The sequence below is a fragment of the Neobacillus drentensis genome, from assembly GCF_036965425.1.
GTDB lineage: Bacteria > Bacillota > Bacilli > Bacillales > Cytobacillaceae > Neobacillus > Neobacillus drentensis_F.
This window is the reverse complement of sequence record NZ_JBALPP010000012.1, coordinates 1-17,318: the sequence shown is the minus strand read 5'-3', so window position 1 is coordinate 17,318 and position 17,318 is coordinate 1. Positions and strand designations below refer to the sequence as shown.

At 38.7% G+C, this 17,318-nt stretch carries 16 protein-coding genes and 1 pseudogene; 3 read left to right on the top strand and 14 right to left on the bottom strand.

The window, feature by feature from the left end; genetic code table 11:
* Positions 1-5: 5 nt before the first annotated feature.
* The 14 genes and pseudogenes from V7161_RS02980 to V7161_RS02915 form a co-directional block, all read right to left on the bottom strand.
* Positions 6-1,205 (bottom strand): acetylornithine transaminase, encoded by a 1,200-nt coding sequence (locus tag V7161_RS02980; protein ID WP_335442205.1) that lies wholly within the window; start codon positions 1,203-1,205, stop codon positions 6-8.
* Positions 1,205-2,002, bottom strand: a complete 798-nt coding sequence (gene argB / locus V7161_RS02975) for an acetylglutamate kinase (RefSeq protein WP_335442203.1) — start codon at positions 2,000-2,002, stop codon at positions 1,205-1,207. Before argB ends, V7161_RS02980 begins: the two co-directional genes overlap by 1 nt.
* Positions 2,003-2,016: 14 nt before the next feature.
* Positions 2,017-3,246 (bottom strand): bifunctional ornithine acetyltransferase/N-acetylglutamate synthase, encoded by a 1,230-nt coding sequence (gene argJ, locus V7161_RS02970; protein WP_335442202.1) that lies wholly within the window; start codon positions 3,244-3,246, stop codon positions 2,017-2,019.
* A gap of 69 nt (positions 3,247-3,315) precedes the next feature.
* Positions 3,316-4,359: an N-acetyl-gamma-glutamyl-phosphate reductase gene (gene argC, locus V7161_RS02965; protein ID WP_335442201.1), complete on the bottom strand. Its 1,044-nt coding sequence runs from the start codon at positions 4,357-4,359 to the stop codon at positions 3,316-3,318.
* A 220-nt stretch (positions 4,360-4,579) separates the two neighbouring features.
* Positions 4,580-5,005 carry a DUF4395 domain-containing protein gene (locus V7161_RS02960; RefSeq protein WP_335442200.1) on the bottom strand — a complete coding sequence of 142 codons (426 nt, stop codon included), beginning with the start codon at positions 5,003-5,005 and terminating at the stop codon, positions 4,580-4,582.
* Between the two features lie 153 nt (positions 5,006-5,158).
* On the bottom strand, positions 5,159-5,923 hold the full coding sequence (gene aroD, locus V7161_RS02955; protein ID WP_335442243.1) for a type I 3-dehydroquinate dehydratase: 765 nt from the start codon (positions 5,921-5,923) through the stop codon (positions 5,159-5,161).
* Between the two features lie 9 nt (positions 5,924-5,932).
* Positions 5,933-6,388 (bottom strand): annotated as a pseudogene (locus tag V7161_RS02950) (shikimate kinase); the annotation flags it as partial.
* Between the two features lie 348 nt (positions 6,389-6,736).
* Positions 6,737-7,636 (bottom strand): nickel transporter permease, encoded by a 900-nt coding sequence (gene nikC, locus V7161_RS02945; RefSeq protein ID WP_420491558.1) that lies wholly within the window; start codon positions 7,634-7,636, stop codon positions 6,737-6,739.
* Between the two features lie 12 nt (positions 7,637-7,648).
* A complete protein-coding gene (locus tag V7161_RS02940) occupies positions 7,649-8,656 on the bottom strand; it encodes an ABC transporter permease (protein WP_335442199.1) in 1,008 nt (335 codons plus the stop codon).
* A gap of 75 nt (positions 8,657-8,731) precedes the next feature.
* A complete protein-coding gene (locus V7161_RS02935; RefSeq protein ID WP_335442241.1) occupies positions 8,732-10,348 on the bottom strand; it encodes an ABC transporter substrate-binding protein in 1,617 nt (538 codons plus the stop codon).
* A 48-nt stretch (positions 10,349-10,396) separates the two neighbouring features.
* The gene (locus V7161_RS02930) at positions 10,397-11,365 is read right to left on the bottom strand and encodes an ABC transporter ATP-binding protein (protein WP_335442198.1); all 969 of its coding nucleotides are present in this window, start codon (positions 11,363-11,365) and stop codon (positions 10,397-10,399) included.
* Complete coding sequence (locus V7161_RS02925) at positions 11,346-12,359, bottom strand: ABC transporter ATP-binding protein (protein ID WP_335442197.1); 1,014 nt, start codon at positions 12,357-12,359, stop codon at positions 11,346-11,348. Before V7161_RS02925 ends, V7161_RS02930 begins: the two co-directional genes overlap by 20 nt.
* 216 nt (positions 12,360-12,575) lie before the next feature.
* Positions 12,576-14,192, bottom strand: a complete 1,617-nt coding sequence (locus V7161_RS02920; protein WP_335442196.1) for an acyl-CoA dehydrogenase family protein — start codon at positions 14,190-14,192, stop codon at positions 12,576-12,578.
* A gap of 134 nt (positions 14,193-14,326) precedes the next feature.
* Positions 14,327-15,091, bottom strand: coding sequence for a MerR family transcriptional regulator (locus V7161_RS02915; RefSeq protein ID WP_335442195.1), 765 nt, complete (start codon positions 15,089-15,091; stop codon positions 14,327-14,329).
* 250 nt (positions 15,092-15,341) lie between these two features.
* Between V7161_RS02915 and V7161_RS02910 the strand changes: the two genes are divergently transcribed.
* From V7161_RS02910 to V7161_RS02900, 3 genes are all read left to right on the top strand, one after another.
* Complete coding sequence (locus V7161_RS02910; RefSeq protein ID WP_335442194.1) at positions 15,342-15,644, top strand: EthD family reductase; 303 nt, start codon at positions 15,342-15,344, stop codon at positions 15,642-15,644.
* Positions 15,645-15,735: 91 nt separating this feature from the next.
* Complete coding sequence (locus tag V7161_RS02905) at positions 15,736-16,107, top strand: DoxX family protein (protein ID WP_335442240.1); 372 nt, start codon at positions 15,736-15,738, stop codon at positions 16,105-16,107.
* A gap of 93 nt (positions 16,108-16,200) precedes the next feature.
* On the top strand, positions 16,201-17,283 hold the full coding sequence (locus V7161_RS02900) for a GIY-YIG nuclease family protein (RefSeq protein WP_420491557.1): 1,083 nt from the start codon (positions 16,201-16,203) through the stop codon (positions 17,281-17,283).
* The last annotated feature ends 35 nt before the right edge of the window (positions 17,284-17,318 follow it).

Genomic DNA, 17,318 nt, shown 5'->3' with positions numbered 1-17,318 from the left:
AACACTCACTCGCCTTTCTCCATACTTTGGAATGTTTTTTCCAACTTGATTATAAATTCATTTAATTCCTCTATTGAGGCAGTTAATGGTGGTAAAATCCGTACTACATTTGGGCCTGCTGTTAATATCAACAGTTCATTCGTTATCGCCTTTTGGACAACTTCTAGGGCGTTAATTTCAACAACCAAGCCTTTTAGGAGGCCTTTTCCGCGAATATCCTTTATAAAAGAGTACTTTTCTTTCAGATTCTGAAGCTGTGAATCTAAGTACTCTGAAGTTACTTTAACTTGATCTAATAGCTTTGTTTCAATTATTTGAGTAAGAGTTGCCAGTCCGGCGGCCGTTGCTAAAGGGTTTCCCCCAAAGGTGCTGCCATGGCTGCCCGGTTCAAAGCCTTTGGCTGCTTCTTCCTTGGCGATAATGGCCCCGATAGGAAATCCAGAGCCAAGACCTTTGGCGATACTGATTACGTCAGGCTCAATTGAGTATTGTTCATAAGCAAAAAGAGTTCCTGTTCTGCCGATGCCTGTTTGAATTTCGTCGACCATTAGAAGGATGTGATTTTCTTTGCAAATCTGTGCGAGTTTTTCAACCCATTCTTGGGATGCTGGAATTACGCCGCCTTCACCTTGGACAAGTTCTAAAAGTACTGCAGCTGGTTTAATGCTGTAAAGCTCATCAAGTGCATCAATATCATTAAAAGGCAGGTAGCTAAATCCAGGGATTAATGGTGCAAATCCGTGCTGAATTTTTTCCTGACCGGTAGCTGTTAATGTTCCTAACGTTCTGCCATGAAAGGATTGCTTGAAAGTTACAATAGTAGGTGACCCATTCCCTTTCACTTTGTTAGAGTATCTTCTGGCCAGCTTGATGGCTGCTTCGTTCGCTTCTGCGCCGCTATTGCAAAAGAAGACCTGGTCGCCACAGCTGTTTGCTGTAAGAAGTGCTGCCAGTTGCTCTTGATTTGGAATATTGTATAGATTCGAACAGTGCCAAAGATTTTGCAGCTGTTCTTCCAGTTTTTCTTTTACAGCATTGGGAACATGCCCTAAGTTACAGGTAGCAATTCCAGAAGTGAAATCTAAGAATTGGTTATCTTGATCATCCCATACGTAGCTTCCCTTCCCTTTTACAAGTGTGACAGGAAAGCGTCCGTAGGTTGCCATCACAGGCGAGATTTGGGAAACGGAAGTAGTATTCGACATTACGCAATCTCCTCATCTAACACAATTTTGGTTCCGACCTTTTTACCGTCGGTATAATCTATAAGACTATTTTTATCAAATCCGTTGATGATTCCAACTTCAGGTATGTTGTGAACAAGTCCGTCAATCGCAGCTTTTACCTTTGGAATCATGCCTCCATAAATAGTTTGATTATCAATCATTTCTTCTATTACTGCCTTTGACACTTTATCAAGCTTTGTTTTAGCACCATTTTTTTCGACTAATATTCCAGGAATATCACTGATAAAACAAAGATTTGCTCCTAGTGCCTTAGCAATTGCTGACGCTGCAATGTCACCGTTAATGTTATAGCGTTGACCGCTGGCATCTATTCCAATTGGAGATATAACCGGAATATTTCCCTGAGAAATAATTCCTTCGAGAACCTTTTTGTTAACTCCCGTAACATCGCCAACAAAACCCAGCGTTTCGGCGTTTTGCGTTGGGATTGCTTGCAGCAAGCTTCCATCAACTCCGCTGACGCCAATAGCATTTCCGCCAACTTCAATTAAATTTCTGACGACCTGTTTATTAACGGATCCGCTTAAAACCATTTCGACCACATCAAGGACCTCATGATTAGTTACTCTTAAACCATTAACAAATGTGGTTTGAACATTCAGGGATTTCAATAAGGATGTAATAAGAGGTCCGCCGCCATGTACAATTATCGGCGTCCACTCACCAGCTTCATGCATTTTAACTATATCTTCATAAAATGATCTTGGCAGATTATCTAACACACTTCCGCCGCACTTAATGACTAAGTATTTCATTTTGCCTTCCTCCCCTAAGTGCGGTAGGATGCATTGATTTTCACATAATCATATGTTAAGTCGCATCCCCAAGCGGTAGCACTGGAATCACCTTGATTTAAATCTATATATATTTTGACATTTTCTTGTTCTAGATATTGCTTCACATCTTCTTCTACAAAGGAACTTGGTAATCCATTTTCAAAAACTGTATAGGTTCCTATGGAAACCTTTAGTTTATTCGGTTCTAGAGGAACTCCGCTATAGCCTGCTGCCGTTACGATTCTGCCCCAGTTAGGATCCGTTCCATAAATTGCGGTTTTTACAAGATTGGAAGAGATAATTGATTTACCTACTGCTGAAGCTTCAGCTACGTTGAATGCTCCGTTAACTTGAACTTCAACCAGCTTTGTTGCGCCTTCACCGTCTCTGGCGATTTTCTTTGCAAGGGACTCACAAACTATTTTTAATCCTTCTTTGAAGACTTCCCAATCCGGATGGTCCTTTGTAAGCTGATTGTTTTCCGCTAGGCCATTGGCCATTACTAAAACCATATCATTCGTGCTGGTATCACCGTCTACGGTAATCATATTAAAGGTTTGGTTCGTTACATCTTTTAATGCAAATAGCAGGTCTTCGTGGGCAATGTTTGCATCTGTAGTAACAAAGCCGAGCATGGTTGCCATATTCGGGTGGATCATCCCTGACCCTTTGGCGGCTCCGGCAATTCTAATTGTTTTTTCATCGATTTGAAGTTGTACCGCAATCTGCTTTATGCAAGTATCTGTTGTAAGGATCGCTTGCTTAAAAAATAATTCATTTTCATTTTCTTTAGCGAGAATTTGCTTAATTCCCGAATTTACTTTATCCATCGGTAATAGTTCACCAATTACACCCGTTGAGGTTACTGCAACTAGGTGCTCCTGAACCCCAAGTTCAGCTGCAAATCCTTTTTGCATCTCATATGCGTCCTTTAAGCCTTGCTCACCCGTACAAGCATTGGCATTTCCGGAATTCACTATGATTGCTTGAATTTTATTTTCTTTTGCGATACTTTCCTGTGTTACTAAAAGTGGTGCAGCTTGAAAAATGTTCGTTGTATATACACCGGCAGCTACAGCTGGTTTTTCGGAAACTATGTAACCGAGGTCGAGTCTCTTACGTTTAATCCCGCAATGTATGCCGCCTGCTTTAAATCCCTGTGGAAATGTAACACTTTCTTCTTCAAGAATAACGATTTTCTTGCTTGTTAATGCCTGAGTCAATTGAACTACCCCCTTAGTTTTCCTTTTGTCCGTCTTCAAAACTAGATCACTATCAATTTATCATTCTTATTATGGATATAGTGGAATGTCAGTAAGCCCCGTCCGCTCATCCCATCCGTTCATTATATTTACGTTCTGAATCGCCTGGCCCGCTGCTCCTTTGACCAAATTGTCAATAACCGAGATGATGGTTAGGCGGTTTGTTCTTTTATCAACATGTAAACCAATATCGCAGTAATTGGACCCTTGGACTTCTTTTGTCGAAGGAATATTCCCTTGTGGTCTTACCCTTACAAAAGGTTTATTTTTATAAAATTCATCGTATATTTGCTGGATATCTTCAATAGATACGTCTTCTTTTAATTTCACATATATCGTACACATAATTCCCCGATTCATTGGCACGAGGTGGGTTGTGAAAGTAATGGTAATAGGGCTGCCCGATTCATCTTCTAAAACCTGTTCGATTTCAGGTATATGTTGATGTGCTCCGAGTTTATAAGCTTTTATATTCTCATTAATTTCAGCAAAATGAGAGGTTATCGAAAGTCCTCTTCCAGCACCTGAAACACCAGATTTTGCATCAATTACAATTGACTCGTAATCTGCTAAATTTGTTTTTACTATTGGCAATAGTCCTAAGGTGGCTGCCGTTGGATAGCATCCAGGGTTTGCGATGAGGCTGGAATGTTTTATTTTTTCAGGATAAATTTCACTTAACCCATATGTTGCTTTTTGTAAATAGTCCGGATCTGCTGGTGAATGTTTATACCATGTTTCATATTCTTCAGAAGACCTCAATCGAAAATCTCCTGATAAATCTATACATTTAATATCCCTATCAAGTAAGGCAGGCACTTGCCTGCTGCTTACACCCGAGGGAGTAGCTAAAAAAACAAATTCATTTTCACTTAAATGTTCTGGATCGAATTTATCAAGTGGCTGCTCAACGATACCAGATAAGTGGGGGTATACCTCACTAAAAGGTGTTCCCGCCTGCGAGTTAGAAACAACAGAACCAATTTCTAAATAGGGATGTTTTTGTATCAAACGAATAAGTTCAATTGATCCATATCCTGTACCACCGATTATGCCAACCTTCAATTTTTTCATCTCCTAAGTTCCTCTAATAATGAATTATTATACATACATATATATAATTATTCAATGAAAAAATTGCTCAATTTTCCGTTTTTATTGAAAATTATTACGGTTAATTTTGAAAACGCTTTCATTTTTGTTTGTAAGATTATACAACTTTTATGCAGTCGTAAACAAAAAAAGCAGGAATCTCCTGTGTTAATGGGTCCTGCTTCCGCTTCTAATATTTCCCTTATTGATTTGCACGTCTGTATTTGAATTGTTTCCATTGATAATAAATAAAACAGCCAACACAAAAACCTAGAATGGCTACAAATGCTGCTATTGCTACTAAAGCTGTAAACACATAACCTAATGTTTCCCAGCCAAGAATAAAACTAATAAAACCAATGGCTAAACATGAAATAGCAATTTTTTGATTAAATTGCTGCTGTTCCCAATCTTCAGGAATATAGGCCGATGGCTCTTTTCTGAAGAATAATTTTGCTATTTGCATAATTGGATTAAAGCCAAATAAAAGGCCAAGTAGACCTGCAACTAAAGGAATTAATAAGATCGACTCCTGCCCAGTTACCCATGCTAATACAACACTAAGTACAATGCTCCACTGGTTTGTTTTTACAAGAGGACGTGGGATTGAGCGAATATTGCTTGTCATCTAAATCCCTACCTTTCATATTGGAATTATTGACTTTATAGCAATTTTACATTCTTTATTAAGTTTTGTATAGAATGAGGTTAATTATTTTGCCCTTTATTTTTTCCCAAAAAAAGAAAGTACCAGACGGGGCACTTTCTTTCATCCTAATATTTATAAATTTGAATGCAGGATTTCCAAGAACTTGCGTAAGTCATTCACCGGTACCTGCCCAGGTGCGGATGCCTTTTTGGCAGCTCCAAATGTAATTGCGGAACCAAACACCTCACCAGCAATTCTGCTGATAACACCCTGACCAGCCATCGACATGGTAATAATCGGCGTATTGGCATAAAGTTCTTTCATTGAGTTGGTCGCATCTAATAGGGTTAACACGTCTCCTGTGTTTCTTGGCATTACCGCTATTTTCGGGATATCTCCGCCTAACTCCTGAGCTTTACGTAATCGTGACACGATTTCATCCTTGGGAGGTGTTTTTTCAAAATCATGATTGGAAATGATGACGAACACATCATTTGAGTGTGCTGTTTCAATTAAGGATTTAATAATACCTTCATCATTGAACAGCTCAACATCAATGATATCAACAAATCTGCTTTCCGCAGCTGCTTTGTTTAATTCTAAGTAGGTTTGATTACTTAATTCCTTTTCTCCACCTTCTCTTTCACTTCTAAAGGTAAAGATTAGCGGAACATTTGGCAGGATACCTCGGATTTCATTAAGAGCTTCTTTTACCTTCAAAAAATCTTCTACCTCTTCAAAAAAGTCGACCCGCCACTCAACAATATCTGCATCAATTGTTTTAATATGTAATGCTTCTTCTATTAATTCTGATACTGACCTCCCCACCATTGGCGTACAAATTTTTGGTGTCCCTTCCCCAATTGTAAGACCTTTAATAGTTATTGTTTTTTTCATTTTCACTAAGATTTGGTTTGCAATTTCATCTGGCTTTTTATTATCGGTTTGAATTTTCAAATGATGATCTGCATAAACTTTTCGCCTATTGGAAAAAAGCTCTTGCATTTCCTCAATTGATTTCCCTTGCAAAACTGGCCGGCTATCAATAATTAAGTTTAATCGTTCCTTCCAGCTCTCAAAATTTATATCTAGAAAAATTACTATGGAGGAAGATAAACAAATTTTTTTAATCTCTTCCTGTAAGAATGCTCCCCCACCAACAGATATTATTACATTCTTTTGTTGGCTCAAACTCTTAATTAAACTTTTTTCCCTGTCCCTAAATACCTTTTCTCCGAATTCTTTAAATATCTGCGATACAGGTATATTAAATTCCTTTTCAATCTCTTCATCAATATCGATAAATTCTCGATTCAGTTTTTGCGCTACAAGTTTACCTATCGTTGTTTTCCCAGCACCCATGAATCCGATAAATACAATGCTTTTTTCACGATCAATATTCAATTTTTTCGATCCCCCTACGACTAAGCAAAAAGTTGAAGTGATTTTTCTGAATTTTTTTCAATTATAAGCCTTAAAGCTGAACAATTCTACAAATTTCTGGATACTTTCTACAATTAATAAGATACATTCTACAAATTTAGGCCTACTTTCTACAAAATTGAAGGCACATTCTACAATTGCCAATGCATTCTACAAATTTACGGACACATTCTACAATTAATAAGATACATTCTACAAATTTAATAGCCTATTCTACAAACGATTCGATATCCAAAAAAGAAGAGACCCCATACGGAGTCTCAAAGTTTATTGTTTCATTTTCGGATCTAGCACATCACGGAGGCCATCGCCCATTAAGTTGAATCCAAGGACGGTCAACATAATGGCCAGACCTGGAAAAATCAATGTCCACGGCGCTTGTGTAATGTAGTTTTTTGAATCCGCCAGCATTTTCCCCCACTCTGGTGTAGGAGGCTGTGCACCTAATCCTAGAAACCCTAGGGCAGCTGCCTCGATAATAGCAGTCGCAATAGCCAGGGTCGCCTGAACGATTACTGGGGAGATACTATTCGGTAAAATATGACGGAAAAGGATCCGTGCATCTTTCATACCAACTGCACGGGCTGACATTATATACTCTTCTTGCTTTACACTTAACACCTTGGACCTAACAAGCCGGCCAAAGTTAGGAATGTTAATAACCGCAATTGCAATAAGGGCATTTTGCAAGGATGGTCCAAGGATAGACACTACCGCAATCGCCAAAAGAATACTCGGAAAAGCCAGCATGATATCAAAGATTCGAGATATGATATTATCAATCCAGCGTCCATAATATCCGGCCACAATTCCAAGAAACGTTCCGACTACTACAGATCCTAATACTGAGAAAAACCCGACCCATAAAGAAATTCTCGCACCATATACAACCCGCGAAAAAATATCCCGGCCAAAGTCATCTGTGCCGAACCAATGCTTGGATGATGGAGCCTGCATCCGCTCGGACAATACTTGACCTTTAAAGCTATACGGCGCGATCCATGGCGCGGCGATGGCTAATATGATAAAAAAGATGACAATTCCTAAGCCAATTACGGCTAATTTATTTTTATAGAAGGATTGCCACGCCTCCTTCCATGGAGGTGTCAGCTTTTCTTCGGCAGCTCTTATCGAGATATCTACAGTGTTTTTTACAAGTTCAGCCACTAGTAATCCCCCCTATTTCGTATATTTAATTCTTGGATCAACTAAAACATATAATAGATCCACGATTAAATTTATTAGGACAAAGATTGCTGCAATAATTAAAATCCCAGATTGAATAACTGGATAATCGCGATAACCAATTGCATCGTATAAATATCGCCCAATTCCCGGCCAGCCAAAGATTGTTTCTGTCAGAATCGCACCGCCTAATAGAAGTCCTGTTTGCAAACCAATGACGGTAAGTACTGGGATTACAGCATTTTTTAAAGAGTGTTTATAAACAACCCAAAACATTCTAAGACCTTTTGCTCTAGCAGTTCGTACATAATCAGATCTCATAACCTCAAGCATAGTTGCACGTGTCATTCTAGCAATAATTGCCATTGGAATGGTTGCAAGTGCAAAGCTTGGCAGGATCAGATGCTTGATAACAGTACCAAATTGGTCAAATCTTCCCTGTATGAGTGTATCTATTAAATAGAGATTGGTAATGGCCGAGACGGGATCCCTGACATCTTCTCTTCCAGTTGTCGGGAGCCAGCCTAATTCATTTGCAAATCCCCATTGCATCATTAAACCAAGCCAGAAAATCGGCAGTGAAACCCCAATTAGTGCAAGGACCATTGCGACATAATCGAACCAGGATTTCGAAAACCAAGCACTAATAATCCCTGCATTCACACCAATGATGATAGCAATTACCATGGCAACGACTGTGAGTTCGATTGTAGCCGCTAAAAATGGCCATACCTCATGGTTGATAGGTCCCCTTGTCCGAAGTGATGTCCCTAAATCGCCGTGTAATAATTTATTAATATAATCAAAATATTGTATGTACCAAGGCTTGTCTAATCCCAATTGTTTCGATAATACGGCAATGGCTTCTTTTGTTGCTCTTTGTCCAAGAATAACCTGTGCCGGATTCCCCGGGATGGCATGAATAATTCCAAAAACAACTAAAGTCATCCCGAACAGGACTGGTATTAATGAAAATAAGCGCCGGACTGTGTATGTAAACATTTCAAAATCACCTCTTTATAAAAACTGATTCGTTAATAAAAGGGGAGGCAATGCTCCCTCCCCTTTCACAAATGATTATTTAAAATCAACTTTAGTTAATGCTTCAGAGCCAGTTGGGTGTGGTAAATAGTTTACGACATCCTTTGAAGCTGCTAACAATGGTGTAGAGTGAACAAGCGGTACCCATGGAGCATCATCATGGATGATTTCTTGAGCTTGCTTGTATAAATCGTTACGTTTTGCTTGATCAGTTTCTGTCTGAGCTTTAATCAATACATCATGAAGGGCATCATTGCTGTACTGAGAGTAGTTATTGCTTCCAATGCTATCTTTATCTAGCAAAGTATATAAGAAGTTATCAGGATCTCCATTGTCACCTGTCCATCCAAGCATGAACATATCAAACTCGCCTTTTGCCGCTTTGTCTAGGTATGTTGCCCATTCAACAGATTGGATTTTTGCTTTAACACCAATCTTGCTCAAGCTTTCTTGAATAACCTCAGCAACTTTTTGAGCTTCTGGCATATATGGACGTGCTACAGGCATTGCCCATAAATCAATTGAGAAACCTTTTTCGTAGCCAGCTTCTTTCAATAATGCTTTTGCTTTTTCTAAATCATATGGGTATGGCTGAATGTCTTTGTCATATCCTTCAATGGAAGGAGGCATTGGGTTAACAGCTGGAAGTGCTTTACCGCCATAGAATGCATCAATGATCGCTTTCTTATCGATAGCATAGTTAATCGCTTGGCGAACAAGCTTGTTATCGAATGGTTTGCGAGTCGTTGTTAAACCAATATAACCAACGTTCATAGAAGGTCGTTCGATTACTTGAAGCTTGTCGTTGCCCTTAACAGTTGCTTCATCTGAATTGTTTAATCCATCCATTACGTCAATCTCACCGTTAGCAAGAGCATTTAGACGTGCAGTGTTTTCAGGAATTACACGGAAAATGACTTTGTTTAACTTAGGAAGACCTTTTTGCCAGTAGTCAGGGTTCTTTTCGAGAGTGATGGTATCATTTTGTTTCCACTCAACAAATTTGAATGGTCCTGTTCCAACCGGATGGCTTCTGAAATCGTCACCCCATTTTTTCACAGCTGTCGGGCTGGCAATTCCGAATGGAGACATCGCTAGGTTCTTTAAGAACGGAGCTTGTGGACGCTTTAACACAAATTGAACTGTGTTCGCATCAAGTGCTTTAACTTCCTTAATTACGTGGCCCTCATCTTTTTTATATCCGCCAAACATTGTGTAATAAGGGAATTTGTCAGAATCGCCGTTCATCCAGCGGTCAAAGTTAAATACTACTGCATCTGCATTAAAATCAGTTCCGTCATGGAACTTTACTCCTTGACGAAGATGGAAAGTGTAAGTTAATCCATCAGGAGAAACTTCCCACTTTTCAGCAAGTCCAGGATTAACAGTCGTATCTTGATCACCATACTGTAACAATGTTTCATAAATATTTTCGGTTACTTTGAAGGCTTCACCCTCAGTAGTTGTAATAGGGTCAAGAGAAGTGGAATCTCCACCGCGACCGTATACAAGTGTATCCTTTTTCGAGCTGTTGCCAGAAGCAGGCTCCTTCTTGCCGCCTGATTCATTATTCGTTTTGCTGCTGCAGCCAACTAAAAACATACTGATGGCTAAAAGCGAAATCAACAGCAGTTTAAAAGACTTTTTCTTCATAAGCATTTCTTACCCCCTAATTCTTTTTTATATCATGAATGCTGGCTATCACTTGTTATATAAGTGACAGGCAACATAATGACCGTTGAGATTTTGTTCTGAAGGTCTTGCCGTTTTACAAATATCCATCACTTGAGAGCATCGAGTATGGAAAGCGCAGCCTGAAGGAGGATTTGCCGGGCTTGGCAGTTCACCTTCAATTAAAATTGTTCTTTTCTTCAAATCTGGATCTGGTATTGGTACAGCCGAAAGGAGTGCCCTCGTGTAAGGATGCATTGGATTTTCATAAAGCTCTTCACTTTCAGCTAATTCTATTAATCTGCCTAAATACATTACACCTACCCGATCACTAATATGACGCACTACACCTAAATCATGGGCGATAAATATGTATGTAAGTTGGAATTCCTCTTGTATGTCCTTCATTAGATTAAGAACCTGTGCCTGGATGGAAACATCTAGAGCAGATACAGGCTCATCCGCAATTATCAACTTGGGTTTTGTCATTAATGCTTTGGCAATTCCGATCCGCTGACGCTGCCCGCCGCTGAATTGGTGCGGATATCGCTTGGCATGGTAGCTGCTTAAACCTACTACCTCGAGCATTTCTTTTACCTGTTTTTTTCGTTCTTCCTTTGTCCCGATGCCATGGACGATCAACGGCTCTTCTAAAATCTGCTCAATTGAATGCCTTGGGTTTAACGAAGCATAGGGATCTTGGAACACCATTTGAATATCCCTGCGGATTTTTCTTAAATCTGTTTTCGACATTCTTGTAATCTCTTTATCTTCAAAAACAATTCGCCCATCACTCGCTTCAATTAAGCGCATGAGCAATCGGCCGGTTGTTGATTTTCCGCAGCCGCTTTCACCAACGATGCCCAACGTTTCCCCTTTTTTAACATAGAAGGAAACATCATCAACTGCTTTAACTTCCCCTTGTTTCTTTCCAAAAACACCGCCAGTGATTGGGAAGTATTTTTTAAGTCCATTTACCTCAAGAAGTAACTCTGACATTCTGGTCTCTCCCCTCCTTCAATGTATGTAGGAAACAGCGCACTTCATGTCCGTCTTTTTCCAAATGAAATAAATCTGGTGATTCCACATGGCATCTCCCGAATTGTTCGGCACATCTTGCAGCAAATCGGCAGCCTTTATGGACAGTCCCCGGTGTCGGAACGGTTCCTGGAATACTGTAAAGACGGTCTTTTTTTCCTCGTAAGTCTGGAACTGATTTTAATAAACCTTTTGTGTAAGGGTGCTGAGGATCCTTTAATATTCTTCTGACATCACCCTGCTCCACAATTTGACCGGCATACATAACAATAACTCGTTCACAAATTTCAGCTACAACGCCTAAATCGTGGGTAATCAGAATAATGGAAGTATTTGTTTTTTTGTTCAGATCCTTCATTAATGCGAGGATTTGCGCTTGAATCGTAACATCGAGCGCCGTTGTTGGCTCGTCCGCAATCAATACCCTTGGATTACAGGCCATCGCCATGGCTATCATGACCCTTTGTCTCATTCCGCCTGACAGCTGATGCGGGTGCTCCTTTAGTATTCCTTCTGCTCTTGGAATCCCGACCAGCTTTAATAGTTCGATGCTTCGAACAATCGCTTCTCTTTTTGAAAGATCTGTATGTAATCGAATTGCTTCCATCAGTTGATTTCCAACTGTAAATAACGGATTCAAGGAAGTCATCGGCTCCTGGAAAATCATTGAAATCTGATTTCCACGGATTTTTCGCCACTCTTTTTCGGATATGTTTTTTAGGTCATTACCTTCAAAAATAATTTCACCATTTTCAATTTTACCTGGCGGGGAAGGAATTAGCCCCATTGTAGCCAAGGATGTAACACTCTTACCGCTCCCTGATTCTCCTACAATTCCAAGGATTTCTCCTTCTTTTAATTCAAAACTGATACCATCCACTGCTGGTAAAAGTTTTTTCCCAGACTGAAATGATACCTTTAAGTCTTTTATTTGAAGAATAGGTTCTTTTATCACACTGACACCTACCTAATAGTATTTTCTGATTATATGGAAATATTTTAAAATAATAAATTTTATAACTATTCAATATATGATTATTTTTGCTTTTTTATTGAAACTTGTCAATAATTAAATTTTTATCCAACTCTTTCACATATGTAAGCGCTTTAAAAAAAGCCTGACTTCATCGCATTCCGATAGGTGTCAGGCTTCATTTATTTTTTTAAAATTCTATTGTTCGATTTCTTTTAGCGCCACTTCCTGATAAGATTTGAAGAAGGAATCACAGAACGTATCCCACTCAGCCGCTGCTTCGATTGAAGCCTCGCTTACTTCTCCTAAAACAGGACTTTGCAGTAAATGCTCCAGCTGTTCAGAGAATTTCTTTATTGAATCTTGATGTGCCCCCTTTAATACACTGCTCACAAATTCTCTAGGAGAATACCAATCTGCCACTCTTTGGAGATCACGATAAATTTGCGTTAATAGTAGATTGCGCGGGCCTTCCCATTGTTCATTAACAACAACATCACGAAAAATTCGCGGCAGGGAAGAAAACTCTTCCATTACCCCATGCCCTGCAAACATTGATATGGTTTCCCTTAGTATTTCCGCACCTTCATTGGTTGCACAAATTTTTTGCAATAAAATAAGTTCTCGTAAGTTAAACAATTGTTTTCGAGTTTCAATTGGATGATCTGATTTTATGCCCGGATTAAGAGGTTTTTCTAAACGCAAAAACATATCGTAAATTGAAAAAGCACCAGCAGTTGTACGCTTTGCAGCTTTTTCAATTCGTTTCAGCTTGCTTGCAGCAAGCGGGTATTCATTTACTTTTTTACCAAAAACGGTTCGAAAATCGCTGTAAAGGCTGGCTTCTCTTGATGCCCTCAGCATAAATCCTGCACAGGCAATGCCTATCTCCAGCCGGGACAAGGTCAAAACAATGCCAACCGCGACAGCAATCCCTTTATCTTTAGGACCTATCGGATAGGCCAATGCCCCATTGTATTGAATTTCTGCAGTCGGTAATTCAGCGGTACCAAGCTTCCATTTTATCCGGTTAATCTCGTATCCATTGCGTTTTTCTTTTTCCTTATCGCCAGGGAGCCAAGCAGGAACAATGAATGTAGAGACTTTATCTGTCCCAGAGATTTTGGCAGTAACTACAGAATAATCAGCATGGGCTGCAGAGCAGAAGAACTTATTACCATATAGGCGATAATTCTTTCCATCCAGAACGGCCTCAAGAACATTGGCTGGGAGGTCCGAACCGCCTTGAATTTCTGACATAAACTGGGCGCCAATTGCAAATTCGCTGTCTACTCCTTCTTTTGTATGCTGCAAAATTTCTTGAAGCTCTGGGTATTCTTCATTTGGAAATTGCTCTAAAAGAGCTATTAATCCATGGGTACATGTTAGAGGGCAAGTAACTCCGCCTTCGCCAATTTGGTGAATCAGCATTCGTTTCACAAAGCTTTCCCAATGAGTCATTTTGCTAGAAAAAAGACCTTCCCCAAATACCCCGCGTTCTAATTGATGGACTTCCATCGGCCGGACAATGCGATCAATTCGATGATTAAACGCATCATAATGAAGCATATATGGCCTAACCTCTGGTCTGGCAATTCGTTCAGCTAATTGGTTCCATTCTGTAGAAACAGTAGGTGAGAAAGAAAGAATGTTTTCATGGAGTTTCTCAAATTGTGACCCGGTAAATTTTCTTACTGCTTTTTGCAAAAACGGTTCATCACGGTACCAGTCAAGATTTTCACGTTTTTCTACGAATTCATCAAAAGAATACGTATTTTTCCCTCTTGTTTCAGTCTCTTGGGAAGCTAGATTCATGGAATGGCTCACTCCCTTTTTTGGTTGAAATTTCATAATTTTCAGTATTCATTATAAAGGCAAAGATACGATAAATCAAAAAGCAAAAGACCCTGTAATGCTGGAATTGGACATTTACAGGGTCTTTTTATTGTCTATTTTTTCATTCCAGTATAAATATGGACGGCATCCCTTAAAAATTCTGCTGTCCCTGGCTGTTCTTTATCATAATAGGCTGTAAATCTTTCATCATCGACATACATTTGTGCAAGTCCTGCGTGGGCTTCTTTGCTGTATTCGTGCCAATAATAAGTGATCCATTTTTTATGAAGATCGGCGGCTTTTTGCGCCAGCTCCCCTGCAGGATCACCTGTTTTAAAAGCTTCCGCCAAGGTTTCCTGGACTTGTTCTGCTAGCTTTGACACTTCCGTATACTGTTCCTCTGTCATATTTTGTAGTTTCGCATTTGATTTATCGACCGTATCATTTCCGTACTTTTGGCGAATTTCTTTTCCGTACTTTATCTCATTATCATCTATCATTTTTTTCTTAAAGCCTTCAAACTTTTCTTTATTTGACATGTTTATTCTCCCTTCTGATAGTGCTATTGTTTTTTCAACATTAGCAATTAATAAATCTAATTGAATCCGCTTTTCGAGGAGTTTCTCGCGATGATCCCTGAGAGCTTTTGCACCGTCAAAGGAAGGAGCCGTAACGATTTCTTTAATGCTGTCCAAGCCTACTCCTAATTCTCGGTAGAATAGAATTTGCTGGAGTCTATCCACTTCTGCTTGCCCATAAATCCGGTATCCTGACGAATTGATTCTTGCCGGCTTAAGAATTCCAATTTCATCATAATACCTGAGCGTTCTGGTACTGACACCCGCGAGACTTGCTAGCTTTTGCACTGTATATTCCATTCGATCATCTCCTCATAGCTAACGATACACCTTAACGCAGAGTCAATGTCAATTAGTATTTTACCTAATTTTCTTTTTAAAAAAATGGTACCTGACACCACCGGTGGACAAATGTCCACGAATGGTGTCAGGCACCAAAAGGGGCACTAAAGAAAATATTTGTCGAACAGTTTTGATAATACTAGGAATTTTTCCCCTTTATAATGTTATTAGGTAAAAAATACCACGTGATTTTGGAAGGAGCAGGGTTATGGCAAAGGTTATTGTTATGTATAATCAACCAAAAGATAAAGAGGGATTTGAAAATTATTATTACAATGTACATATACCTCTAGTGCAAAAAATCCCTAATCTTAAAGGGGCTGAAATTCATCACGTTTTGCAGGCTCAAAATACGAATGAAGATTTATTTCTCATTGCAGAGCTTCATTTTGATGATCCCCAGACATTAGGGCAGGCATTGGCATCTCCTGAGGGTCGTGAAGTGCAAGGAGATGTATTAAATCTTATGCAATTCTTGAATAAGCCGCCAGTAATTGCGATAGTAGATTAGAATCGAAGGGAAGATCCTATAAAAATAGGGTCTTTTTATTTTTCCGTAATGGATTGTCCCAGTTTTGGCATACATTTATGGATAAGGGGGGATTCTCATTTATACTTCGTTTTCAACAAGCCATTTAATTCGATTTGCAGTGGCCTATGTATTTATTACATCGGGACTTATGAAATTAATGAGTGCTGAACTAGCAAGCAGTTTTCTCCGTTTAGGACTACCCTATCCTCACATAGTATTAAAGGTTGTTATTTTACTAGAAATTGTTTGCGGCCTTTTAGTATTGGTTAATAAAGCGGTTAAAATTGCAGTAATTCCTTTAATTGGAATTATGATTGCAGCTCTTTTTTTAACCAAATTGCCAACATTAAATACCGGTCTGCTGCAATTTGCTTTTAATGCGAGATTAGACATTGTGATGATAGTATTACTCTTCTATTTATATAAGAGGTATCCCAATTGAACATTCAATCCAAGTAGAAACCAGATTGTTAAAACCAATTTGGTTTTTTAGTGTGTTAAAATAACATCTATCAAGTCATTGTTTAGAGAGGGAATGCATTTGAATATTAAAGAAAAGGTAAAGAACCTGCCTCTATCACCTGGGGTTTATCTGATGAAAGATTCCCAAGGCCACATCATTTATGTTGGAAAAGCAAAAAGTCTTAAGAAAAGAGTGCAATCTTATTTTCAAGATTTAAAAGCTCATCCACAGAAAATAAAAAAGCTCATGGCAAACCTAAATGATTTTGACTATATCCTTACAGATACAGAATTTGAAGCATTCATGCTGGAATGTAAATTAATAAAAGAAATGAAGCCAATTTTTAATAGAAAGATGAAAAGTCCAAAATCATATTCCTATATCGTTATTAAAATGGAAAAAGGCCATCGGATATTAGAAGTAACAGATAAATTTATCGATAATGACACTAATCAATATTTTGGGCCCTTTATAAACAAATACACGGCAGAAAGAGCCATTCAAGGATTAACAGAAGCGTTTAAAATAAGCTGCAGTAATCCTTTTATGAAAAATGGGCCATGCTTAAACTATTCCTTAGGACTGTGTATTGGCATGTGTCTTGGAGGACAAACGTTAGTTCATTACGATAACATTATAAACAAAATAATTGATTTACTTAGCGGCACCGACTTTAGCATACTTGAGGAACTAAATCAGAGCATGATTAATGCTTCCGAACAATTTGATTTTGAAGCTGCGGCAAAATATCGAAATAGACTAGATGCGATAAACGCTATTATCTATAAGGAGAAAGTCATTGAGTTTACTGAAGAAGATAAAAATTTCGTTGTCAGGGAATCCTTAACTGAATCCACTTTTAAACTGTTTTTTATTAGGGGAAATAAAGTTTTATTTAGTGGAAAGTATCATTTAGGAAGTACAAATGAGCTTGAACTTCTTTGGAGCATTAAAGAAAAAATATTAACCTATTTTAATACGACCTCTTCCCCCACGAAAGTTAGCAAAGATGATCTTGATGAAGCACAAATCATCTATAGTTATATAAAGAGCGAAAACTGCAGCTTTAAAATTATCCCTGAAAAAGGGATTAAATCTAAAAAAACAACCTTAATAGATGAAGCCCTTTATGAACTAATTTTTCATTATAAATGAGCCCTTGGTTTTGCAAAAAAAACCAAGGGTTCTTA